The following is a 22,778-nucleotide window of genomic DNA, read 5'->3' on the forward strand; positions in this document are numbered from 1 at the left end:
TTCTAAAAACAAAACTGATTTTCACTTACTAATTTAGTTGTAATAGTTTCTCTTAATCCAATGATATTGGGCATATTGGTGTATTTTGTAAAACGGCGCAATCCCATCAGCATCATTCTTTGTTCATCGCCTTCTGCAAAAGAAATAATACTTTCTTTCCCTTTTTGGGTAACCACGTCAACGGCTTTGTATAAGTACAGTTTTGCCATTGCAATTTGCTCTTTTACGGCATCTTCTCCAGCTTTTTTTGCCAATTTTTCGGTTCTCAGAATGGTAGATTCTGCCATATAAATTTCGATCAGAATATCAGCAGAAGCCATTAATAATTGTTGGTGGGCATCTAAATCGGGCCCGTATTTTTGCACCGCACCTCCGGCAACCATCAAGAATGCTTTTTTCAATTTGCCCAACATTTCTTTCTCTTCAGAAAATAGTTCCGAATAATCAGGCGTGTCAAAAGATGGAATTCCCATTAGTTCTTCCTGGACTTTTGTTGCTGGACCCAACAAATCAACGTGACCTTTAAAGGCTTTTTTGATCAACATTCCCACCGAAAGCATTCTGTTGATTTCATTCGTGCCTTCATAAATACGGGCAATTCTCGCATCACGCCAGGCACTTTCCATTGGAGTGTCTTCCGAGAATCCCATTCCTCCCAAAATTTGGATGCCTTCGTCGGAACAATTTTGGATGTCTTCGGAAACTGCGACTTTCAATATGGAACATTCTATGGCAAATTCTTCAATGCCTTTTAGTTCAGAATCTTGGTGTGATTCGCCATTGGCCTCACGATCTTTAATTTTGTCTTCAATATCTTTTGCAGCGCGGTAGGTCGCACTTTGACCCGCATAACAAGAGGCTGCCATTTCGGCCAATTTGTATCTAATAGCCCCGAAATGTGAAATAGGCGTGTTGAACTGCACTCTTTCATTGGCATATTTTGTGGCATTTGTAATTACGCGGCGTTGTGCATCCAAGCAAGCGGCAGCCAATTTAATTCGACCCACATTCAAAGCGTTCATTGCTATTTTGAAACCATTTCCTCTTTCGGAAAGCATGTTTTCGACAGGAACTTTGGTGTCGGCAAAGAAAACTTGTCGGGTGGAAGAAGCGCGAATTCCGAGTTTGTGTTCTTCTTCATTCATTGAAATGCCGTTGTTGGGGTCGTTTTCAACGATAAAACCAGTAATGTTCTTGTCGTTTTCAATTCGTGCAAAAACGATGAACAAGCTGCAAAACCCTGCATTGGTTATCCACATTTTTTGCCCCGTAATTTTATAATGTGTTCCGTCTTCAGATAAAACGGCTTTTGTTTTCCCTGAATTGGCATCCGATCCAGCACCCGGTTCGGTCAAGCAATACGAACCAAACCATTCACCGGAAGCCAGTTTTGGAACGTATTTTTGCTTTTGCTCTTCGGTGCCGTATAAAGTTATTGGCAGGGTACCAATTCCGGTATGCGCTCCAAATGCAGACGAAAAAGAACCCGTGGCACCCGAAATATAATCGCAAACGAGTACGGTATCGACAAAACCCATTCCCATTCCGCCATAAACTTCTGGAACGGATATGCCCAATAGCCCCAATTCAGCTGCTTTGCGCATGCATTCGACCGTAAAGGCAAAATCTCGTTTTTCGAATCGATCTTTATTGGGCCAGATTTCTTTGTCGATAAACTCTTTTACAGAGTCGCGCATCATTAATTGGTCTTCGTTGAAATCTTCAGGAGTGAAGACATCTTCGCATTTTGTTTCTTTTACGATGAATTGACCACCTCTTGTTTTATCTGCCATGGCTATATTTTTTAATATTATTTTCTAATTACAACAATTCGTAAACCTTGCTCCGCAAAGTCTCCGACTTTGTGGTTGCGTTTAAAGGTCTTCGACCTTCCTTACTTCGGTCAGAGACCGCTTTTCACATCCTCAAAGTCAGAGACTTTGCGGAGCGTAATATTATAATAATTCATAAATCCCTGCAGCGCCTTGTCCTGTTCCCACGCACATTGAAACGATTCCGTATTTGTTTCCCCTGCGTTTCATTTCGTCGAATAACTGGACAGACAATTTTGCACCTGTACAGCCCAAAGGATGTCCCAATGCGATTGCTCCACCGTTGACATTCACGATATCGGGATTTAATCCCAATTCCCGAATTACTGCCAGTGATTGCGAGGCAAATGCTTCGTTCAATTCGACCAAATCAATGTCTTTCAATTCCAATCCAGCTTGCTTTAAGGCTTTTGGAATGGCTTTCACGGGACCAATTCCCATAATTCTGGGTTCAACTCCTGCTGAAGCAAAACTGGCCAAACGAGCAATGGGAGTGAGGTTTAACTCATTGACCATTTCTTCATTCATGATCAAAACAAAAGCGGCTCCATCACTCATTTGGGATGAATTTCCCGCAGTCACGCTTCCGTCAGCTGCGAAAACAGGTTTTAATCCTGCCAATGCTTCTATGGAAGTTCCGGCTCTTGGCCCTTCGTCTTTGTTGACCACATACGATTTGTTTTCTTTTTTGCCATTCTCGTTGATAAAAGTCTGCTCAATGGTTATTGGAACAATTTGTTTGTCAAACTTGCCTTCGGCTAGCGCTTTCAAGGCTTTCATATGGGATTGATACGCAAACTCGTCTTGGTCTACTCTCGAAATATTGAATTGTTTGGCAACGGCTTCGGCAGTGAGTCCCATTCCCCAATAATAATCTTCGTGACCTTCTTTGGCAACGGCATAATCGGGTGTGGGTTTGTAGCCGCCCATTGGAATAAAACTCATGCTTTCGGCTCCACCGGCAATGATGCAATCCGCCATTCCAGACTGGATTTTGGCAGTCGCCATTCCGATAGTCTCGATTCCTGAAGCGCAATATCTGTTAACCGTTACACCCGGAACATCGGTTACTTTTAATCCCATCAAGGAAATTAATCGTCCCATATTCAATCCTTGCTCGGCTTCCGGCATCGCATTTCCAACCATTACGTCGTCAATGCGTGTTTTGTCGAAATCAGGCAATTCATTCATCATAAAATGAATGGTTTCTGCCGCCAATTCATCAGGGCGTTTGAAACGGAATACTCCTTTTGGTGCTTTTCCAACGGCAGTTCGGTATGCTTTAACTATATAGGCTGTTTTCATTGGATGTTGTATTTAGTAAATTGTATACTGTATATTGTACTTGCGAAATGACTATTTGTTTTCTAATGTAGTTTGCAACTTATTGATCATATTTTGTATATGTTGTATTTCAGCTTCTAGAAAATTAAAATCTTCTTGGTTTATAAATTCTAAATTTTTACAAATTATCAATTGAGTTTCAAATTCAAATGCAGAACCAAGCGAAATTCCTAAAAAGTTGCTAAAATCTTTGCTTGTTTTTCTTCCGCAACCCTCGGCTATATTTGATGGAATTGAAACGGCACAACGTCTTATTTGTGAGGTAAGTCCATAAATTTCTTCTTTTGGAAAACTTTTTGTTTTTAAATAGGTGTTGGTAACTAACTCAATTGCTTTTTGCCAAACCTTTAATTCTTTGAAATAATTCATCTGTTAAAATTTTTACATTATACAATTTTTACAACATACATTATACAATCAATTCCTCAAAGGTTTTCCTTTGGTTAACATAAATTGAATCCTTTCCAGTGTTTTTCTTTCTGTACATAAACTCAAGAAAGCTTCTCTTTCGATATCCAATAAATATTGTTCGGATACCAATGTTGGTTCGGATAAATCGCCGCCAGCCATTACATAAGCCAGTTTGTTGGCAATTTTTTTGTCGTGTTCGGAGATGTATTTTCCGGCAACCATTTGGTCGGTTCCCACCAAGAACATTCCCAAGGCTTGTTTTCCCAAAACCTTGATGTCATTTCTACGAATCGGCTGGGTGTAACCCGCTTCGGCCATTAACAAGGCGTGTTTTTTTGCTTCGGCAATCTGGCGGTCTTTGTTCACAACTACAACGTCTTTTCCGTGCTGTAAGACTCCCAAATCAAAGGCTTCGTGTGCCGAAGTCGAAACTTTGGCCATTGCAACAGTCAGGAAATATTCTTGCAGCACATTCAATTCCACATCGTTTTTGCGGAATAAATCGGAAGCTCTCAACGTCATTTCTTTTGATCCACCGCCACCTGGAATTACGCCAACTCCAAATTCAACCAATCCAATATAAGTTTCTGCGGCAGCAACCACCTTGTCTGCGTGCATGCTCATTTCACAACCGCCACCCAAGGTCATCCCGTGAGGAGCAACCACGACTGGAATTCCTGAATAACGTACCCGCATCATGGTGTCCTGGAACATTTTGATGGCCATGTTCAGTTCGTCATATTCTTGTTCGACCGCCATCATGAATATCATTCCAATATTGGCACCCACGGAGAAATTCGCTCCTTGGTTTCCAATAACCAAACCCTGATATTCTTTTTCAGATAAATCAATGGCTTTGTTGATGGCTTGCAACACATCACCACCGATGGTATTCATTTTGGATTGGAATTCCAAATTCAGAATTCCGTCTCCTAAATCTTGTATGATTGCTCCGCTATTGCTCCACACTTTTTTGCTTTCGCGAATGTTGTTCAAAATGATAAAAGCATCCTGTCCTGGAACTTTGAATTGCGATTTATTTGGAATATTGTAGAAATAAGTAGCACCTTCTTTAACGGAATAAAAACTTGAAGTTCCAGAAGCTAACATATCAGTAACCCAAGTTGCTGGAACTAATCCTTCGGCTTTCATTATTTCGATTCCATTGGCAACACCAATCGCGTCCCAAATTTCGAAAGGGCCATTTTCCCAACCAAAACCGGCCTTCATGGCATCGTCAATTTTGTATAATTCGTCCGAGATTTCAGGGACTCTGTTGGAAACATAAGCAAATAATCCGGCAAAACTTTTTCTGTAGAATTCACCTGCTTTGTCTTTTCCTTTTACCAATACTTTAAAACGATCGATGGATTTGTCAATGGTTTTTGTTAATTCCAAAGTTGCAAAAGAAGCTTTTTTGGCAGCACGATATTCTAATGTATCCAAGTCTAAAGAAAGAATGTCCTTGTCTACTTTTTTGTAAAAACCTTGTCCTGTTTTGCTTCCATACCATTTGTTTTCCATCATTTTTGTGATGAAATCCGGCAATTTGAATAACTTGTGAGCTTCATCATTTGGACAGTTTTCGTAGATACCATTGGCAACGTGAACCAAAGTGTCCAATCCAACGACATCAACAGTTCTGAAAGTAGCCGATTTTGGACGACCAATCACTGGGCCAGTCAATTTATCCACTTCTTCGATGGTTAATCCCAGTTCTTTTACCAAATGAAACAAACTCTGGATTCCAAAAATCCCAATTCTATTTCCAATAAAAGCAGGAGTATCTTTGGCCACAACCGAAGTTTTACCCAAGAATTTCTCCCCATAATTAGCCAAGAAATCCAATACTTCAGTTGAAGTTTGTGGACCAGGAATAATTTCGAATAATTTCAAGTAACGCGCTGGATTGAAAAAGTGGGTTCCGCAGAAGTGTTTTTGAAAATCTTCGCTTCTTCCTTCACTCATAAAATGAATTGGAATTCCAGAAGTGTTCGAAGTAATCAATGTTCCCGGTTTGCGGTATTTTTCGATTTGTTCGAATACTAATTTTTTAATATCCAAACGTTCCACAACTACCTCAATAATCCAATCAACATTAGCTATTTTAGCCATATCATCGGTTGTATTTCCAGTCGTGATTCGACTGGCAAATTTTGGATGATAAATAGGGGATGGTTTTGATTTTAAAGCATTCTGAAAATGTTCGTTGACCAAACGATTGCGAACAATTTTGCTTTCCAAAGTCAATCCTTTTTTGGTTTCAGCCTCGGTAAGTTCGTTTGGAATGATGTCCAAAAGCAATACTTCGACGCCGATATTGGCAAAATGACAAGCAATTCCTGAACCCATAATACCGGATCCAATAACTGCAACTTTTTTAATAGATCGTTTCATTTTAAACGGTTTATAGTTTTTGTTTATAGTTTTACTTTACGTAAAATTTCTCCCATGTGAGGAGGGTTTTTATGAAGCTTGAATATTTTATGGAGTTAAAATATTTTCTTTTCAGTGATTAACTCGTTGATGATTTCAGCAACTTCAATAAAATTTTGTAGTTTTTCTTCCGAAACATTTTGTTTTACGGCTTCATTAAATTTGAGTACCGTTTCTTTTGATAATTCTCTTTTTTCTTTCCCGAAGTCGGTCAAATAAATAAGAACACCACGACCGTCAAAAGGATTTTTCTTGCGAATAATCAATCCTTTTTCCTCCATGTTTTTCAGGGTTCTTGTAAGGCTTGTAGCCTCCATTCCCATTTTTGGCCCCAGGGTGGTTGAAGGAGTTCCTTTGTCTTTATCAATAGACAACAAGGTGAAACCTGTTGCCATTGTGGCACCGTAATTTGAGGCTTCTTCGTTATACATTCTTGCTACGGCTTGCCAAGTGGCACGTAGTATGTAATCTATGGTTTTGTCTTTCATGCGTAATAGTTGGTTTGTTTTGGTCTTCGGTATTCCAAATATAGTAAAAAATGCTATGCACGCATAATAATAAGAATTATTTTTTTAAAATTATTTCATTTTTATAAAAAAACTCCCCAATAAATTGAGGAGTTGATACGTAAAAACATAAAATAATGAAAATTAAAATTTGCTGTATTTTATTTATTTTTTGGTGGTCTTTAACCGTAAATTTTATCAAATAGATTTTTATATTTTTCCATCACTATTTTTCTTTTTAGTTTTAGGGTGGGAGTGAGGTGACCACCAGAAATAGACCAAACATCTGGCGTTAATTCGAAACGCTTGATTTTTTCCCAGTTTCCGAATTTTTCATTCAAGATATCTATTTCTTCCTTGATGCGTTCTATAACTTTTGGATTGGAAACAATTTCTGCATTGGTATTGTCTACTGGAATTTTATGCAGTTTTTCCCATTCCCTGATGAATTCAAAGTTGGGTTGAATGAAGGCTGCCGGCATTTTTTGCCCATCGCCAATCACCATGATTTGTTCAATGAAACGTGATTGTTTCATCGCATTTTCCAACAACTGTGGAGAAATGTATTTACCTCCGGAAGTTTTAAACATTTCTTTCTTTCTGTCCGTAATTTTAAGGAAACCTTCGCTGTCAATTTCGCCAATATCGCCCGTGTGGAAATATCCACCGGCTAAAGCTTCTTTAGTCAAGGCTTCATCTTTAAAATAGCCCATCATTACATTGGGACCTTTGCAAAGAATTTCTCCGTCTTCGGCAATTTTGACTTCCACGTTGTCGATCAATTTGCCGACGGTTCCCACCTTGAAACCAAAATTCCGCATATCATTTACGGCAATTACGGGCGAAGTTTCAGTCAATCCATATCCTTCCACAATTGGCATTTCTGCTGCCGCAAACACTCTGGCTAATCTGGGTTGTAAAGCTGCACTTCCTGAAACCAATAAATTCAAATGGCCTCCCAATCCTTCTTTCCATTTGCTGAAAATGAGTTTTCTGGCAATTTTTAACTGAAATTCATACCAAAATCCATTGGTACCATAGGGTTCATATCTTAAGCCTAAATCAACTGCCCAAAAAAATAATTTTCTTTTTATTCCTGTCAGTTCCAGTCCTTTAGAATAGATTTTGTCATAAACTTTTTCAATAAGCCTTGGTACGCAGGTCATTACGGTTGGTTTTACTTCCTTTATATTGTCGCTTATTTTTTCAATCGATTCGCCAAAATGTATGGAAACACCATAATATTGGAATAAATATAAAACCATTCTTTCGAAAATATGGCAAATGGGCAAGAAGCTCATGGCACGACCTTTTCCCTTTTCGAAAGGAATTTTTGAAGTGCTGCTCAATACATTGGATACAATATTTTTATGCGAAAGCATCACGCCTTTTGGTTTTCCGGTTGTTCCGGAAGTGTATATTATGGTGGCCAAATCTTCAGATTTGATGCTGTTTTTTCGTTCTTCGACCTGGTCTTGATTGCCTTGATCTTCCCCAAGCACAAGTAGTTCTTTCCAATTTTTGCAATCTTCAATCTCGTCAAAAGAAAACACCTCTTTAAGATTGGGAAGATTTGCTCTTACCAGATTTATTTTTTGCAACACTTCAATATCGGACACAACACAATAGATGGAACCGGAGTGATTGAGGATGTATTCGTAATCAGTTTCAGAAATAGTGGGATAGATGGGAATAGTTTGTGCCCCGGTTTGTAGAATACCAATGTCCATGATATTCCACTCGGTTCTATTATTGGTAGATATTAAGGCAATTTTATCCTCTTTTTGAATTCCCATTCGCAATAATGCCCTGGAAACGGCATTGGCTTTGGCTATATATTCCTCGGTCGATGTTTTAACCCAAACACCATTATACTTGGTGACCAAAGCATCCGGAATGTTGTAATGCTTTAATTGATAGTATGGAAAATCAAATAATCGGGTGATTTCGGTCATTTTGAATAGTATTAATTAGATGCAAATTAGTAAAAATTATGAATTTTGGACTATCCTATATAAAAAAAGAGTTACTATTTGTGTCGAGTCAATTTAATCTTTGAACGATATAATAAATTTCGTTCCCACATTGACTTCGCTTTCCACGGTGATGTTGCCTCCCAGGCTGTTGACGTGGTTGTACACCAAATAGAGTCCGATGCCTTTGCTGTCAACATGATTGTGGAATTTTTGGTGCAAACCAAAAATCTTGTCTTTTACGACATTCATGTCAAATCCAAGTCCATTGTCCAAAAAAATCAATTGGCTGATTCCGTTGGTTTTTCTGGAATGAATGGAAATAATTGGCAAACTGCCCGGTTGGGCATACTTAATGGAATTGGTTATTAGATTTAGAAATATGCTTTCCAGATAAGCTTTGTTGAAATTAATTTTTTCCAGTTCAGAAAAGTCCACGCTAATGGTGGCTTTTGAATCTTGAATTAAAGAATTTATGGAACGTGACACTGTATTTAGGGATTCGTTCAAGCTCAATTCTTCAATTTGTGCAACATTATTTTCCTCCAAAATCAAGATGTCCACATAATCATTTAAAGCCTGCCTCAAACTTTCACTGGTCGATTTCAGCATTTCTATGAATTGAAGTGTCTCGGGATCTTCAATTTTAGAAACATCCAAAAGGCTAAAAATGGAAAGAAGATTGTTTACCGGAGACCTCAAATCGTGGGAGCTGGTGTAGCTTAATTTTTTGAGATCCTTGTTGATTTTAGCGAAATTGGTAAGCAGTAAATTTCGTTCCTCTTCGTGCTTTTTGTTGTGGGTAATGTTTTTGGCAATGGCATATACTAGTTTTTGATTGTCTAATGGCATCGAAGTCCAAGACAACCACACTATTTCTCCACTTTTTGTAACATACCTGTTTTCAAAATTCAGCAGTGGGTTGTTTTTTGTGAGTTCGTTTCGAACTTTTGAAGTAATATCCTGATCATCGGCATAAATAAATTCATTGATGGGTCTTGAAAATAATTCCTCGTTGGTATACCCCAATAGCTTGGAAACTGCCGGGTTTATTTTCTTGAAATAACCGTCAAATCCTGCAATACAAAGTAAATCTGGAGATAACTCAAAAAAATGCTCCAATAGAAATTCGTCTTTTGGAATTAAATTATGTTTTCCTGTCATTTTTTATCCTTTATCCGAAATTTAGTGAATTGAAATTAAACATAGAATTTTTTAACTAAAATTATGGCCAAGTTGGAGTGATATTTTGGCTTTTGTCAATAAAAATGGACATTTTCAGGATATACTAGGAGCATTCGACATGATTTGAAAGCTAAACGGGTTCTGTCTTGCGTGAGCACAAAGACAGAACCCGAGCTTTATGATGGTAATCGGAAAGGAATAGTTTTTTGTGTTGACAACGGTTGAATCATTCAATGAAATTCAGGTTATATTTATAACTTATTCACAAATTTCATCAATCCAACGATTTGTTATTTTGCCTTTCTGGTCTATATTGAAAACGGCTCCAACGGGACAATTATTCACTCCTGTTGAATCTACCAGATAACGGTAATCGAATCCATTATCGATAGGATCGCCCAATATCTTTTTTACTTCTGAAGTGGAAATATCCGTCGGCATCAATTTTACGGCTTCCGCTAGACTTTTATAATCATTGAACTTCTGGTAATGCTGTCCGTATTTTGCTATTTCAGTTTTTGGCGCACAACCGCAAACTAAAATAAAAAGGTAAAGGTATTTTATGTTTTTTATCATTTGTGGTCGAAGAATCAAATTATTATTTACTTTTCAATTTTGAAATGATTTTTAACAAACCTTCCCGGTTTTTGGCTTCGTGGTAAAATTTGGGCAGTTTTTCCAAGAGTGTAAAATGGGTTCTGTCTTTGTGTTCCCGCAAATTGGCACCAATGTAGCGTTCCAAATACTCCAGATGTTTATTGTTGTATGCCCAAAAAAGCTCGTTTTTGAAAGTTGCTTTTAACCAAAGTTCCGCTTGAAAATACTGGTGTGCTGCCGTTTTTATTGTGCCATTCTTGATTAAAGCCGTAGTGGTTTCTTTGTTGTGGCCACAATGCAGGCAAAACAAACGAGCCGTTTTGGTTTCAAAATTTACCGTGGCCATGGCTTTTTTTGTGCAGGACGAACACACCACCCAGACTTCTTTATAGAAATCGGAAAGGATTAGGTTTTCGTCCTGAAAGCGGTTGACTTGGGACATTTTTTACTTTATTTCCACGGGTTCAAAAAGTACTAACAGTTCTTTGGTGCCCAAAGAAAATTTAATTTTCGTGTCGGCATCGACAACTGTAGTTGCTGCAGGTGTAATGGTTTTGTTGGGTTCTGGGAAATTTTTTATCTGTTCTACTATTTTGTTGTAATAGTCCACAACTTCAGATTTGTTGTTTTTGTTGATACCAATACTATATTCATATTTTATGAGTTCCCCGTTTTTGTCAAAAACAATTTGTTTTGGCGCGTTTCCTTTTGGCGTTTTTGAGCCTAAAGCCGCCAAGCCACCGGCAATTATACCCGTGCTTTTTTTATTGTAATAATTTGCCACTTCAGGATTATAGTTTTTAAAATCCTCTTTTTTCAATCTGGCTTCAAATTTATACACAGTCGAAAGGCTGTCTATAAAATTGGTTACCTTGATTTTTTCGTCAATGGTGTTTCTTGTTTTATACTCACCATTCATCATGTTTATAAAGACATTGGTGGTTTCACCTCCAATAATTTCGAAAGATTTTTTAATGATTTTTTTATTGAATATAAAGGTTACATCACGACTTCCTGATGCGATGTTGTCCACAACCCATTCGTCTTTGGTTTTTTGGCTATTGGTTACGCCTTCGATGGAAGGGATGGTGATTTTTATGTTGATGGGAAGGGATTGAATAACAAGTTTTCCTGTTTCAATTGAAGCCTTTTTTTCAGTTTCGCCGGAGTTTCCATTTTCAGAAATGGAAACAGTGTTTTTGGAAAAAGGTCTTACTTTATATGAAAAAACTTCTCCTTTTTTGATTGTAATTGTTTCTTCAAACGGAATATAACCTTCTTTCACAACTTTGATCAGGTTTTTGCCCGGTGTGACATTTTCAATGACACAGCCACCAATTTCGGCCGTAGTTTTTGCCTTAAATTTATTGTTTAGGAAAACGGATAGGTCAGGTTCTCCAGAAACTTGTATATAAGCATTTTGTCCTAGCATCATGCTGCTGGAAAGCATTAGAAAAGTGAAAAGTATTAATTTTTTCATATAATTGGGGTTTTATTTTTGAGGGTGCTAAAATAAGCTAAATAATGATTTGTTTTTTAAAGCTGTTTTTAATTTTAAAGTCGGTTTGTTGCTGTTTTGTTTGAAGTGATTGATTTTCAATAATTACCGAATATCGTGATGTCCATTTTTTTTGATTATTCATGACTTTCATAATTAATTTGGGAAGAATTTCTTTTATCTTGACTTCTCCAAAAGCCATATTAGTTTATTATTTTTCTTTTTTACACAAAGTGGCCAGTTTTTCAAATTGTTTTTTGAGTGCAGATAAATTTGGCTTTTGAAAGCCTAAAAACTTGGCAAAAGTTTCATCGTCTTTATTTTTTAGATAAACATAAGGAAAAACAAGATTCCATTTTTTTACCTCAAACAAATCAAGTTTTCTGGAGTTTGGTTGGGGGCAGCAATCAGATATGAGTTCCTTTTTTGTGCTTTTTGTCGAACTGATTTCGGGTTTGGGAACGCTGTCCGTGAAACTGACAATGCCTTGTTTGGTTACGCTAATTTTTGTTATAAACTCATTGTAATGTTTAGTGTCCATATAATAAGCTTGCGGACTTGCCTTGATAATCGCATTGATGCTGTCGACCGTTTTCTGAAATTCTGGTTTAGAAGCTTGCGCATTGGATAATCCAATGACTGACAACAAGAATAAAAACGAGTAAAATGGATTTGTTTTGTTCATTTTGAAATTGGTTAATCGAATGTTTTATAACAAAATCAGTTCGCTTTATTTTTCATTTTTTCTTGTGCCGCTTTAGCCGCTTCAATCTTTTTGGGATCCGCTGGTTTGGGGTTGTTTATTTCTCTTTCCATTCGGGCTTTGGCTTCTATTGTATCTGCCGTTTTCTTGTCGGGTTCAAAATCGAGTCCGTACAACTTTCCGTCGTTCTTGGAAATCAACCAAATCGTCCTGTTTTCCAATATGATTTGGTGTGGATTCCAGGAACTTAAATCAACTTTTCGAAGGAGTTTGTCATTTTTGAAGTCATAATTGACAAGGTTGTTTCTATAAAAAAACCAAACCGTATTTTCTTCTGCTTTAAAAATTTCTATATAAATGCCCAATTGGTCTTCTGGAAGAGAAAGCACTTCATCCAGTTTTATTTCTTTTTCTGTTTTATTCCTGTTGTTAATAACCAGCATTTTGTTTTCTCCCAAAACAATGGTCTTGTCTTTGGTGTATTTTAATTTTACCTTTTCATCCTCGTCAAAATAATTTCCGTGAACTTCCTTTTGGTTGTGGATCAAGTATTTAAAATTCCTGACGCATTTTATATCCTCGACAAATATATCCACCTTGTTTTTGCAAGTTGTGTCCAATAGTTTTCCATTATAATCCAGTTCAAACCAATTGTCGTCTTCGGCGTTGGCAATGATTTTGTCTTGTAGATAATAAGGTTGTTTACTAACACCGTGGGCAATAAATTTTTCCCAAATCACGCTGTTTTTTTTCAAATCATAAGCCATCACAGCTCCTCCAAATCCAGCGTCAATGGCCGTGCAATACATGATGTTGTCCCTGAAAACAGGTTTGGTGTCGATAGATTGAATCGTTAGGGTTTGAATCGTGTCACCGGTTTGGGAGTTAAGTTGAACGCATTCATCATGGTACTGGCTGCTGTGCTTGCCTACAAACAGGCTGTTTCGATAAGGGATTGGAGGATTGTTCGTCTTGTAGGAAAGATAATAAGACCAATTTAATTCACCCGATTTCTTGTCGTAGGCATAAACCGTATAATCATTGGCATTAAAATATATTCGGGTACTGTCTACACTGATGGAGGAGTAGAAACCGTTAAGTTCATTTTCGGAAAAATTGATTTTTGAATTAAAAAACTCGGTTTGTGACCAAGCAATGGAACTGATGAAAAGTGCCATTAAAAAGCAAAATTTTGACATATCTAGGTCGGTTAGTAGGTTTTGGCAGGTAAAAATATCAAAAAAATGTTAAAAACAATGTTTTTTATAATTTATTGCATTAAAAATAAGGCTATTATTGAGCAAAATACTTTTAAAAATAGATTTAAGGTTTAATTTATTTTTCTCTATTCGAAACCTCGTATTATCAAAAAGGCCGAGACAGAATTTTCTTTATGTGACAATTATGCAACTTTTACCGAATATTCTGTAAGATGCTTTCCTGACAACTCAATCATCTTTGTGGAATAATAAGTAATACGCTTATAACTTAAATTTAAAAAAAATGAAAAAAGTAATTTTAATGCTTGCATTCGTCACTGTCACGGTAACAAATGGAAATGCACAATACACAACAGACAACCGTGAGACCTTGTCCTTTGGATTAAAATTAGGTGCCAATTATTCTAATGTGTATGATTCTGACAACGAAGATTTTGTTGCCGATTCCAAATTTGGATTTGCTGCGGGAGCATTTGTTGCCATTCCATTTGGAACGTTCATTGGGATTCAGCCGGAAGTTTTGTATTCCCAAAAAGGATTCAAATCCTCGGGAACGTATTTCGGAAGTTCTTATGAAATGACCAGGACAACTGATTTTATTGATGTGCCTCTTTTATTTGCAGTGAAACCAATTGAACAAGTAACCGTGTTGTTCGGGCCCCAATTTTCGTATTTGTTGAAACAAAAAGACGAATTTACTGGTGGAAACATTAATTCTATTCAACAACAAGAGTTCGACAATGACGACATCACTAAAAACATTATGGGTTTAACCGGTGGAGTTGACATCAATGTGGATAAGCTGGTTTTTGGATTAAGAACTGGTTGGGATATCAAAACCAACGAAGGTGACGGAAATTCGTCAACACCCCGTTATAAAAATATGTGGCATCAACTAACAATGGGTTATAAATTTTAATCATCTGTCACTCCATAAAAAAAGCGTCCCGATACATCGGGACGCTTTTTCAATTTTATGAAGTTTGATGTTACTGTTTGTCAATCCACAATCTGGCATTCACAAAAGCTTCGTGCCAAGGAGTAACCTCGTCATTTCTGTCTTTTGGATAATTGGCCCAGTTCCATTGGAAAGTGGAACGCTCAATATGAGGCATCATTACCAAGTGGCGGCCTGTTGTATCACACATCATTGCGGTATTGAAAGCCGATCCATTTGGGTTCGCAGGATATCCTTCGTAACCGTATTTTCCAACGATGTTGTATTGGTCTTCTGCGTATGGCAAATTGAATTTTCCTTCACCATGGGAAACCCAAACTCCAAGCGTGCTTCCAGCCAAAGTCGATAACATTACCGATTTGTTTTCTTGAATTGTTACCGAAGTAAATATACTTTCGTGTTTGTGGCTGTCGTTATGAAGCATTTTTCCGTGAACTTCATGTTCAGGGTTGACTACTTCCAGTTCCATAAACAATTGGCAACCGTTACAGATTCCGACAGATAAAGTGTCTTCTCTTTTGAAGAAGTTTTTCAATGCCGTGTTTGCTTTTTCATTGTATTTGAATGCTCCGGCCCAACCTTTGGCAGAACCCAAAACATCTGAATTCGAGAATCCCCCAACAGTTCCGATGAATTGAATGTCTTCCAATGTTTCACGTCCCGAAATCAAGTCGGTCATGTGAACATCTTTTACGTCAAAACCTGCCAAGTACATGGCATTTGCCATTTCACGCTCGGAGTTACTTCCTTTTTCTCGAATGATGGCGGCTTTAGGTCTTGGTTTGGAATCGTCAATTTCAGGTTTTTTTCCTGTAAAGTGTGCAGGGAAAGTATAGTTTAATACTTGGTTTTTATAATTGTCGAAACGCGCCTGGGCAGTTCCGTTTTTGGATTGTTTTTGATCCAACAAGAAAGAGGTTTTGAACCAAATGTCCCTGTATTTGGCAATATCCAATCCGCAAGGGCCAAAGTCCAGTATGCCATTTGTAGTTGCACTTCCTAATTTGTAGAAAGAAACTCCTTTGTTGTTCAATACGCTTTCCACCAAGGCATCGTCATTGGCTTGGAAAACAACCGCAATATTTTCTGAAAATAAATATTTGATGATGTCTTTCTCTTCAAAAACGGAGAAATCAATTTTGGCTCCCAAATTCACGTCGGCAAAACACATTTCCAATAATGTGATAATCAAACCACCACTTCCAATATCGTGACCCGCCAAAATTTGATTGTTTAAAATCAATTCTTGAACAGTATTGAAGGCATTCTTGAAGAAAGTAGCATCTTTAATCGTTGGTGCTTCGTTTCCGATTGAATTCAGCGTTTGTGCCAAAGAAGAACCTCCCAGTTTGAATTCGTCTTGCGACAAATTGATGTAATAAATGGAACCACCGTCTTTTTGTAAAACAGGTTCCACCACTTTTCTGATATCGGTACAATTTCCACCAGCCGAAATAATTACCGTTCCCGGCGCAATCACTTCGTCGTTTGGATATTTTTGTTTCATTGAAAGCGAATCTTTTCCGGTTGGAATATTGATTCCCAATTCGATGGCAAAGTCGGAACAAGCTTCAACGGCGGCGTACAAACGAGCATCTTCACCTTCGTTCTTGCAAGCCCACATCCAGTTGGCCGAAAGGGAAACTCCTTTCAATCCGTCTTTGATTGGCGCCCAAACAATGTTAGATAATGATTCGGCAATAGCCGTTCTTGTTCCTGCAACCGGATCAATCAAGGACGCAATAGGAGAGTGTCCAATCGAGGTGGCAATTCCTTCTTTTCCCAAATAATCCAAGGCAACCACACCACAATTGTTTAATGGCAATTGCAAAGGTCCGGCACATTGTTGTTTGGCCACTTTTCCACCCACGCAACGATCGACTTTGTTGGTCAACCAGTCTTTACAGGCAACCGCTTCCAGTTGCAATACTTGCTCTAAATAAGTGGATATGTTTTTTACGCTATACTCCAATGCCGGATAATCGTAATTGATGGTTTTGTCCGTCATTACGGTTTTTGGCGAACTTCCAAAGAAATCTTCCAAAGCATAATCCATTGGTTTTAAACCGGTAGTTTTAGACTCAAATGTAAAACGGTGATCCGCCGTTACGTCACCCACTTGGTACATCGGGGAACGCTCACGGTCTGCAATTTTTTGAAGTAAATCAATGTCTTTTTGACCAATAACCAATCCCATTCTTTCTTGGGATTCGTTACCGATAATTTCTTTTGCCGAAAGGGTAGGGTCGCCCACGGGCAATTTGTCCAAATCGATCAATCCTCCTGTTTCTTCCACCAATTCCGACAGACAGTTCAAGTGTCCACCCGCACCGTGATCGTGAATGGAAACAATTGGGTTGTTGTCGCTTTCCACCAAACCACGAATGGCGTTGGCAGCACGTTTTTGCATTTCTGGGTTCGAACGTTGCACGGCATTCAATTCGATTCCAGAACTCATGGCACCAGTATCTGCTGAGGAAACCGCAGCACCACCCATTCCAATTCTGTAATTTTCTCCACCAAGAATAACAATTTTGTCACCTTCTTGCGGTTTATTTTTGATGGCTTGATCCAGTTTTCCGTAACCAATTCCACCCGCTTGCATGATTACTTTGTCGTAACCCAATTTGCGGTTGTTTTCTTCGTGTTCGAAGGTCAAAACAGAACCGGTAATAAGAGGTTGTCCAAATTTATTTCCAAAATCTGAAGCTCCGTTTGAAGCTTTGATCAAGATGTCGATTGGCGTTTGATACAACCATTTTCTTTCGGCCACGGCATCTTCCCAAGGTCTGTCTTGTTCCAAACGGGAATAAGAAGTCATGTAAACCGCAGTTCCCGCCATTGGCAACGAACCTTGTCCACCAGCCAAACGGTCGCGAATTTCTCCTCCAGATCCTGTCGCAGCTCCGTTGAAAGGCTCCACAGTGGTTGGAAAATTATGTGTTTCTGCTTTTAAGGAAATAACCGAATCAAATTCTTTTATTTCGTAAAAATCAGGTTTGTCGGCGGTTTTGGGAGCAAACTGCTGAACTCTTGGTCCTTTTACAAAAGCCACGTTGTCTTTGTAAGCAGAAACTATATCGTTAGGGTTTTCCTGTGATGTTTTTTTGATTAATTTAAAAAGAGAAGTTTCTTTTTCCACGCCGTCAATAACAAAAGTTCCATTGAAAATTTTGTGGCGACAGTGCTCTGAATTGGCTTGGGAGAATGCAAAAATTTCTGAATCCGTCAGTTTTCTACCTAATTTGGTGGCCAAATTATCCAAGTATTCCACTTCTTCGATGCTCAATGACAATCCTTCGGACTTGTTGTAGGCAGCAATGTCGTCAATATTCAAAATGGCTTCGGGTTGAATGTGAATCGTGAAAAGATCTTGATTCAATTCGCTATATTTTTGCAAAAGCATCGGATCGAAATCAAAAGTTTCGTCTGTAGCTTTGTGGAATTCTTCTATTCGAATGATTCCAGAAATCCCCATATTTTGGGTGATTTCAACAGCATTGGTGCTCCAAGGCGTGATCATGGTGGCGCGGGGGCCAACAAAAAAATCCGACAAAACGGATTTTTCTACTTTATTGGAGTCGGCAAAAAGCCAGTTGAGTTTTGAAATGTCTTGAGCCGAAAGTAGGTCTTGCGTTTGAACAGCATATACCGTTTTGCTTTTGTTTTCAAAGAAATGAATCATTATGATAGTGAAGTTAGTGTTGTTTTGGCTGCAAATTTAATCAATTAAGATTAAAAAAAAAAGCGGCAAATTGGCCGCATTGGATTTAGTTGATGATAATCTTCTTGGTTGTTGATTTATTATATGAATTTAGTTTCAGAATATAAACACCTTGCTTTAGATTATCCAGGGTATAGACTTTTTGATTTGCTTTTGGATGGACTATTTTTTGTACAATTTGTCCGTTGATGTTGACTAATTGAATTTCGTCAAGTTCACTCTCGGTTTCAATACTTATCTTATTGGATTTGGATGGATTAGGGTAAACAGAAATATTGGCTAATAAACCTTCTATATTTTTATTGCTTAAAACTGTACCCCAAACAGCAACAACCCATTCAGGATGGTCAATATATGGATTTCTATTGCCTTGCACTGCATAAACTGCATTGATTCTATCTGTTTCTTTTGTACTTACAGGATCTGCAATATGCCAGGAATACATCAAATCCAAATACCATTGTTGGTAAACTTTGTCATTAGACCCATCCAAAACTTTGGCGCCATTTGGATCCAAATTTTGCCAACTGCCAATCAAATTTTGATAGCAAGTTGCCATATAAAAATAATTTCGGGCAATATCGCCTTTGTATTGATCGGCAGGCTCAAAGACAGTAAGGGAAGCAGGGGTGTTTGGAGCGACGCAATTCCCTATTTTAGAACCATTTGATGTTGTAAATGTGCTGGTTCCAACTTTTCCATACGGCATGTTGCCTCTCATGCTATTATCTTTTTTATCGGTAGGCATTACATGAAATGCATCGGTGTACATTGGATATACAGTACCTCCAAACCAACTTCTTGGAAACGTATGTTCTCGGTTGTATTTATCACATTCTACTGTTCCACCAGTACCATTGTCTTGATTTCCACCAGTTGCTGCAAATGTTCCGAAAATAAAATTACAGTTAGAATAAATGTCCCAAACTTTTCCGTCAGCCCTAACGTCGGAAGTATAATACAAGTCCCATAAACCAGGAGTATAGGACAGTTCAGTGTGAGGAGCAATGATATTGTATAACTGTGTTTTTAAAGTATAGCCAGTTCCTGTGGCAGAATTATAATACCCTGTGGGAATTTGGGCGAATGAATAAAAGGAAATAAGTAATGCAAAAAATAGTAGTTTTAGTTTCATAAAATATTATTTTAGAGTTAATCCTTTTATTATAGGAGTAAACAAAATTACTTAAAAGTCAAACTGTTATTTCAGGAATTGGTGTTAAATTAACGACATTTATTTCGGAAAAGTCTTGTTTTGATAAGCTCCCAAATCAGGTGGCAAAGTTCGGGTGTTTCCAAGAATATCCAACGGAACCAAATAAGTCGCATTTCCTTTGGCGAAAGCCGCAGAAGTATCATCTATATTCAGTTTGTTTTCTGCAATTTTGAAGAATTTAGGATCTTTGTTTTGAATGATGCCGTTATAATGTGCTGGATCTGTAGTGAATTGGTATTCAGGATGATTTGTGTACTGATTTGAAGTATTGTTAAACTTAATAAGACAATTGTTGAATTGGTATTCGAATGTTGCTCCCGTCTTTTTGTTCAAAATCATTTCATTGGAATAAGAACCATAAATAATGCAGTTATTGAATGTCGCCGCAGTCAAATTCTTGACTTCCGGAATAGCGCCCGTGTAATAATTGTTTACCAAAAGAGAAACTTGACTGGAACTATTCCAGTTGTTGTTGAAAGTGCAATGGGTAAATTTATAGTCCCCGCCATAAGTACAAGCCAATCCAGCCAATCCCGCACTGTTGATAACCAAATTTTCCCCGTTAATCTTGGCGGTTTGGGCCAGAATTCCATAATTGGAAGAGTCGTAAATTTGGGTATTTTTTATGGATACCGTAGTTCCGTTATTGTTTTGGATCAACAATCCGATAGTTGCATTTTTAATGGTTAAATGATTGAATTTGTGGTTGGTGCTGCCGTCGGTAAGCCAAATTGCCCCCCATTGTCCAGGAACATTGGAAAAATCAGGTTCCAGTCGATCGCCTTCAAAAATTACTTCGTTTTCAAGCTTGTCCGTGGTAGATTTTGCACCATTCACGTTCATGGAAGCATTTGCAGCCACGATAAATCCTGAATTGGCGTGAAAATGTACTTTTGTTCCTGCATCAAAAATAGCCGTTTTTCCTGAGGGAACGGCTGCATAACCATAGATAACGTAGGGTTTCTTGTTGGTAAAATGAAGTTCGTTGCCGTTGATGGGATCGTTGTCGTCCAAAAAGAAACCATAAATTTCTTCATCGCCTATGGGAAGCGTCTCGGTGGTACCGTCAGCAAACTTTTTGGGATAAAGAAAAACGGCGTCTTGGATGAGTGTCACCAATTCCACTTTTTGCAAATTACTGCCTCCGTCAAATAAAATCTGGTCAGTGTACAGAAAATCGGTTGGGTTGGCGTCGGCGATATTGGCGGTGGTTTCAACAAAAATATACAGGCTGTCTTTCGCCAATAGATTTACGTTTTCAAATATTTTCCCTTGATTGCCCTGCATTCCGTCCACCGTCATTCGGTATTTTGAACTCAATCCCTTGCCTAATTTTATACTCGGAATAGTGATGTCGTTTTTACCGTGATTGTAAACTTTTAGCGTATATGTACTTGAACCAATATTCGTAAAAACAGTGTCTAAATAAATGGTGTCTCTTGAAAAAGCTAAATCTCCGGTGCTTGGCACGGTTTCAAAATCGGTTCGACAGGAGCTGACAGAAATAAGGATTCCAATAAAAAACAGAAAAGTAAGCTGACGCATTAGGTTATATTTTTTGTAAAAATAGGAAAAAACTAGTATATATCACGACCGTTTTTAATTTATAATACCAATTGTTTTTGCCATCTTTTCCATAAATTTACACCTTTAAAACAAGACACATGACATTCGACAAAGAGAAAATCCTTCAATATTGCAACAAAATTTCGAAAAATACCCTAATGCAAACCCTGAATATTGAATATGTCGATGCTGGTCCCGATTATTTGACGGCAACGATGCCCGTGAATCCTTCGGTACATCAACCCATGGGATTGTTGCACGGCGGTGCTTCGGTGGCTTTGGCAGAAAGTGTGGGCAGTGCGGCTTCTTTTTTGTTTATAAATCCAGAACACAGCGAAGTGCGTGGAATTGAAATTTCCGCCAATCACGTGAAAGCAAAACGCGAAGGAATCGTTACGGCTACGGCCAAAATAATTCACAAAGGAAGCAGTATTCATTTGTGGGAAATCCGAATTACAGACGAAAATAATGCGCTGGTTTCAATTTGTAAATTGACGAACATGATTCTGCCAACAAGAAAAATGAGAAAATAAGAATGGAAGCATTTTTTAAAAAAGCCATAAACCAATTTGCCCAAAATCTTCCTTTTGTAATTTATAAAAAACCGAATAGCAACACCATTAGTGGTCTTTTTCAGCAAAATGACAGCTTGTTTGAAGCAACTGATTTTACCGAAAAAGGATTTGTTTTTGCCTCTTTTGACGGGAGTAAAACATTTTTGATTCCCGAAAACCAGTCCGAAACAATCAGTACCGTTTTTCAAAAGAAAGAAATTGTCGTTTCCCGAAATGAGAGTAATAGTCCAAACGAACTAGCCAAAAAGAATTTCGTAAACTTGGTTGCCAAAGGCATTCAAGCCATTGGAAACAATGAATTCAAAAAGGTGGTTTTGTCCCGAAAAGAAACCCTGGAATTGGCTGATTTTGATTTGATTTCGGTTTTCGAAAACTTGGTCCAGTTGTATCCAACCACTTTTGTCTATTGCTTTTATCATCCAAAAGTTGGGATTTGGTTGGGTGCCACGCCCGAACAATTGTTGAAAGCAAAGGACAAAGAGTTCCTAACGATAGCTTTGGCGGGAACGCAAAAAGATGCAGGTTCTACTGAAGTGGTTTGGCCCAAAAAAGAACAGGAAGAGCAACAATTCGTCACGGATTACATTGTGGAAAAGTTGAAAAATGTGGCTTCAGAAATGGTGGTTTCAAAGCCTTACAGCTTAAAAGCGGGAAGTATTTGGCATATCAAAACGGATATTTCGGGGACTTTGAATTCGAGTTCAAGCTTGCGGGAAGTAGCCTTGTTGTTGCATCCAACGCCTGCGGTTTGCGGTTTTCCAAAAGACAAATCAAAAGCTTTCATCTTGGAAAACGAGAATTATGACCGCAGTTTTTACACCGGTTTTCTGGGGGAATTAAATATCGAAGAGCAAACGGATTTGTTCGTAAATTTGCGCTGCATGGAAATAGAGGATTCCCAAGCGCATTTATTTATGGGTTGCGGCATCACGAAAGACAGCGTTCCCGAAAAGGAGTGGGAGGAAAGCTGCAATAAATCGGTAACGATGAAAAAGGTTTTAGATTGCAGATTTTAGATTGCAGAGTAACGATTT

The 22,778-nt window shown here is 38.1% G+C and carries 18 protein-coding genes; 3 read left to right on the forward strand and 15 right to left on the reverse strand.

The annotated features are described in order from the left end of the window. Window positions 1-2 precede the first annotated feature (2 nt). The 12 genes from BUC16_RS13425 to BUC16_RS13485 all read right to left on the reverse strand — a co-directional run bounded on the left by BUC16_RS13425 (window position 3) and on the right by BUC16_RS13485 (window position 13,663). A complete protein-coding gene (locus BUC16_RS13425) occupies window positions 3-1,793 on the reverse strand; it encodes an acyl-CoA dehydrogenase FadE (RefSeq protein WP_073371314.1) in 1,791 nt (596 codons plus the stop codon). 162 nt (window positions 1,794-1,955) lie between these two features. Then, entirely contained in the window at window positions 1,956-3,137 is a 1,182-nt protein-coding gene (locus BUC16_RS13430) for an acetyl-CoA C-acyltransferase (protein ID WP_073371315.1), read from the reverse strand. A 51-nt stretch (window positions 3,138-3,188) separates the two neighbouring features. Beyond that, complete coding sequence (locus tag BUC16_RS13435) at window positions 3,189-3,545, reverse strand: four helix bundle protein (protein WP_073371316.1); 357 nt, start codon at window positions 3,543-3,545, stop codon at window positions 3,189-3,191. 48 nt (window positions 3,546-3,593) lie between these two features. Beyond that, entirely contained in the window at window positions 3,594-5,984 is a 2,391-nt protein-coding gene (locus BUC16_RS13440) for a 3-hydroxyacyl-CoA dehydrogenase/enoyl-CoA hydratase family protein (RefSeq protein WP_073371317.1), read from the reverse strand. Between the two features lie 95 nt (window positions 5,985-6,079). After that, the gene (locus BUC16_RS13445) at window positions 6,080-6,511 is read right to left on the reverse strand and encodes a MarR family winged helix-turn-helix transcriptional regulator (RefSeq protein WP_073371318.1); all 432 of its coding nucleotides are present in this window, start codon (window positions 6,509-6,511) and stop codon (window positions 6,080-6,082) included. Window positions 6,512-6,711: 200 nt separating this feature from the next. Continuing rightward, entirely contained in the window at window positions 6,712-8,484 is a 1,773-nt protein-coding gene (locus BUC16_RS13450; RefSeq protein ID WP_073371319.1) for an AMP-dependent synthetase/ligase, read from the reverse strand. 93 nt (window positions 8,485-8,577) lie between these two features. After that, a complete protein-coding gene (locus BUC16_RS13455) occupies window positions 8,578-9,666 on the reverse strand; it encodes a PAS domain-containing sensor histidine kinase (RefSeq protein WP_073371320.1) in 1,089 nt (362 codons plus the stop codon). Between the two features lie 279 nt (window positions 9,667-9,945). Beyond that, the gene (locus BUC16_RS13460; RefSeq protein ID WP_073371321.1) at window positions 9,946-10,263 is read right to left on the reverse strand and encodes a hypothetical protein; all 318 of its coding nucleotides are present in this window, start codon (window positions 10,261-10,263) and stop codon (window positions 9,946-9,948) included. Window positions 10,264-10,285: 22 nt separating this feature from the next. Next, entirely contained in the window at window positions 10,286-10,726 is a 441-nt protein-coding gene (locus tag BUC16_RS13465; RefSeq protein WP_073371322.1) for a hypothetical protein, read from the reverse strand. A 3-nt stretch (window positions 10,727-10,729) separates the two neighbouring features. Further along, complete coding sequence (locus BUC16_RS13470; protein WP_141226160.1) at window positions 10,730-11,764, reverse strand: PEGA domain-containing protein; 1,035 nt, start codon at window positions 11,762-11,764, stop codon at window positions 10,730-10,732. Between the two features lie 229 nt (window positions 11,765-11,993). Further along, complete coding sequence (locus BUC16_RS13480) at window positions 11,994-12,467, reverse strand: hypothetical protein (RefSeq protein WP_073371325.1); 474 nt, start codon at window positions 12,465-12,467, stop codon at window positions 11,994-11,996. A 35-nt stretch (window positions 12,468-12,502) separates the two neighbouring features. After that, window positions 12,503-13,663, reverse strand: coding sequence for an outer membrane protein assembly factor BamB family protein (locus tag BUC16_RS13485; RefSeq protein WP_073371326.1), 1,161 nt, complete (start codon window positions 13,661-13,663; stop codon window positions 12,503-12,505). Between the two features lie 325 nt (window positions 13,664-13,988). Between BUC16_RS13485 and BUC16_RS13490 the strand changes: the two genes are divergently transcribed. Continuing rightward, window positions 13,989-14,624 carry a porin family protein gene (locus tag BUC16_RS13490; protein ID WP_073371327.1) on the forward strand — a complete coding sequence of 212 codons (636 nt, stop codon included), beginning with the start codon at window positions 13,989-13,991 and terminating at the stop codon, window positions 14,622-14,624. Between the two features lie 70 nt (window positions 14,625-14,694). On the opposite strand, the gene purL is transcribed toward BUC16_RS13490, so the two are convergent. The 3 genes from purL to BUC16_RS13505 all read right to left on the reverse strand — a co-directional run bounded on the left by purL (window position 14,695) and on the right by BUC16_RS13505 (window position 21,148). After that, on the reverse strand, window positions 14,695-18,348 hold the full coding sequence (gene purL / locus BUC16_RS13495; protein WP_073371328.1) for a phosphoribosylformylglycinamidine synthase: 3,654 nt from the start codon (window positions 18,346-18,348) through the stop codon (window positions 14,695-14,697). 85 nt (window positions 18,349-18,433) lie between these two features. After that, a complete protein-coding gene (locus BUC16_RS13500) occupies window positions 18,434-19,522 on the reverse strand; it encodes an endonuclease (RefSeq protein ID WP_073371329.1) in 1,089 nt (362 codons plus the stop codon). A gap of 99 nt (window positions 19,523-19,621) precedes the next feature. Next, window positions 19,622-21,148 carry a right-handed parallel beta-helix repeat-containing protein gene (locus tag BUC16_RS13505; protein WP_073371330.1) on the reverse strand — a complete coding sequence of 509 codons (1,527 nt, stop codon included), beginning with the start codon at window positions 21,146-21,148 and terminating at the stop codon, window positions 19,622-19,624. A 119-nt stretch (window positions 21,149-21,267) separates the two neighbouring features. On the opposite strand from BUC16_RS13505, the gene BUC16_RS13510 reads away from it, so the two are divergent. Together BUC16_RS13510 and BUC16_RS13515 are read left to right on the forward strand one after the other, a co-directional pair. Then, window positions 21,268-21,702 carry a PaaI family thioesterase gene (locus BUC16_RS13510; protein WP_073371331.1) on the forward strand — a complete coding sequence of 145 codons (435 nt, stop codon included), beginning with the start codon at window positions 21,268-21,270 and terminating at the stop codon, window positions 21,700-21,702. A 2-nt stretch (window positions 21,703-21,704) separates the two neighbouring features. Further along, the gene (locus BUC16_RS13515) at window positions 21,705-22,760 is read left to right on the forward strand and encodes an isochorismate synthase (RefSeq protein ID WP_073371332.1); all 1,056 of its coding nucleotides are present in this window, start codon (window positions 21,705-21,707) and stop codon (window positions 22,758-22,760) included. Window positions 22,761-22,778 lie beyond the last annotated feature (18 nt).

The organism is Flavobacterium fluvii, assembly GCF_900129545.1.
Lineage (GTDB): Bacteria > Bacteroidota > Bacteroidia > Flavobacteriales > Flavobacteriaceae > Flavobacterium > Flavobacterium fluvii.

Coding starts and splice junctions, on each gene's coding strand:
- BUC16_RS13425 (WP_073371314.1), bottom strand. CDS start 1,793: ATGGCAGATAAAACAAGAGGTGGTCAATTCATCGTAAAAGAAACAAAA.
- BUC16_RS13430 (WP_073371315.1), bottom strand. CDS start 3,137: ATGAAAACAGCCTATATAGTTAAAGCATACCGAACTGCCGTTGGAAAA.
- BUC16_RS13435 (WP_073371316.1), bottom strand. CDS start 3,545: ATGAATTATTTCAAAGAATTAAAGGTTTGGCAAAAAGCAATTGAGTTA.
- BUC16_RS13440 (WP_073371317.1), bottom strand. CDS start 5,984: ATGAAACGATCTATTAAAAAAGTTGCAGTTATTGGATCCGGTATTATG.
- BUC16_RS13445 (WP_073371318.1), bottom strand. CDS start 6,511: ATGAAAGACAAAACCATAGATTACATACTACGTGCCACTTGGCAAGCC.
- BUC16_RS13450 (WP_073371319.1), bottom strand. CDS start 8,484: ATGACCGAAATCACCCGATTATTTGATTTTCCATACTATCAATTAAAG.
- BUC16_RS13455 (WP_073371320.1), bottom strand. CDS start 9,666: ATGACAGGAAAACATAATTTAATTCCAAAAGACGAATTTCTATTGGAG.
- BUC16_RS13460 (WP_073371321.1), bottom strand. CDS start 10,263: ATGATAAAAAACATAAAATACCTTTACCTTTTTATTTTAGTTTGCGGT.
- BUC16_RS13465 (WP_073371322.1), bottom strand. CDS start 10,726: ATGTCCCAAGTCAACCGCTTTCAGGACGAAAACCTAATCCTTTCCGAT.
- BUC16_RS13470 (WP_141226160.1), bottom strand. CDS start 11,764: ATGAAAAAATTAATACTTTTCACTTTTCTAATGCTTTCCAGCAGCATG.
- BUC16_RS13480 (WP_073371325.1), bottom strand. CDS start 12,467: ATGAACAAAACAAATCCATTTTACTCGTTTTTATTCTTGTTGTCAGTC.
- BUC16_RS13485 (WP_073371326.1), bottom strand. CDS start 13,663: ATGGCACTTTTCATCAGTTCCATTGCTTGGTCACAAACCGAGTTTTTT.
- BUC16_RS13490 (WP_073371327.1), top strand. CDS start 13,989: ATGAAAAAAGTAATTTTAATGCTTGCATTCGTCACTGTCACGGTAACA.
- purL (WP_073371328.1), bottom strand. CDS start 18,348: ATGATTCATTTCTTTGAAAACAAAAGCAAAACGGTATATGCTGTTCAA.
- BUC16_RS13500 (WP_073371329.1), bottom strand. CDS start 19,522: ATGAAACTAAAACTACTATTTTTTGCATTACTTATTTCCTTTTATTCA.
- BUC16_RS13505 (WP_073371330.1), bottom strand. CDS start 21,148: ATGCGTCAGCTTACTTTTCTGTTTTTTATTGGAATCCTTATTTCTGTC.
- BUC16_RS13510 (WP_073371331.1), top strand. CDS start 21,268: ATGACATTCGACAAAGAGAAAATCCTTCAATATTGCAACAAAATTTCG.
- BUC16_RS13515 (WP_073371332.1), top strand. CDS start 21,705: ATGGAAGCATTTTTTAAAAAAGCCATAAACCAATTTGCCCAAAATCTT.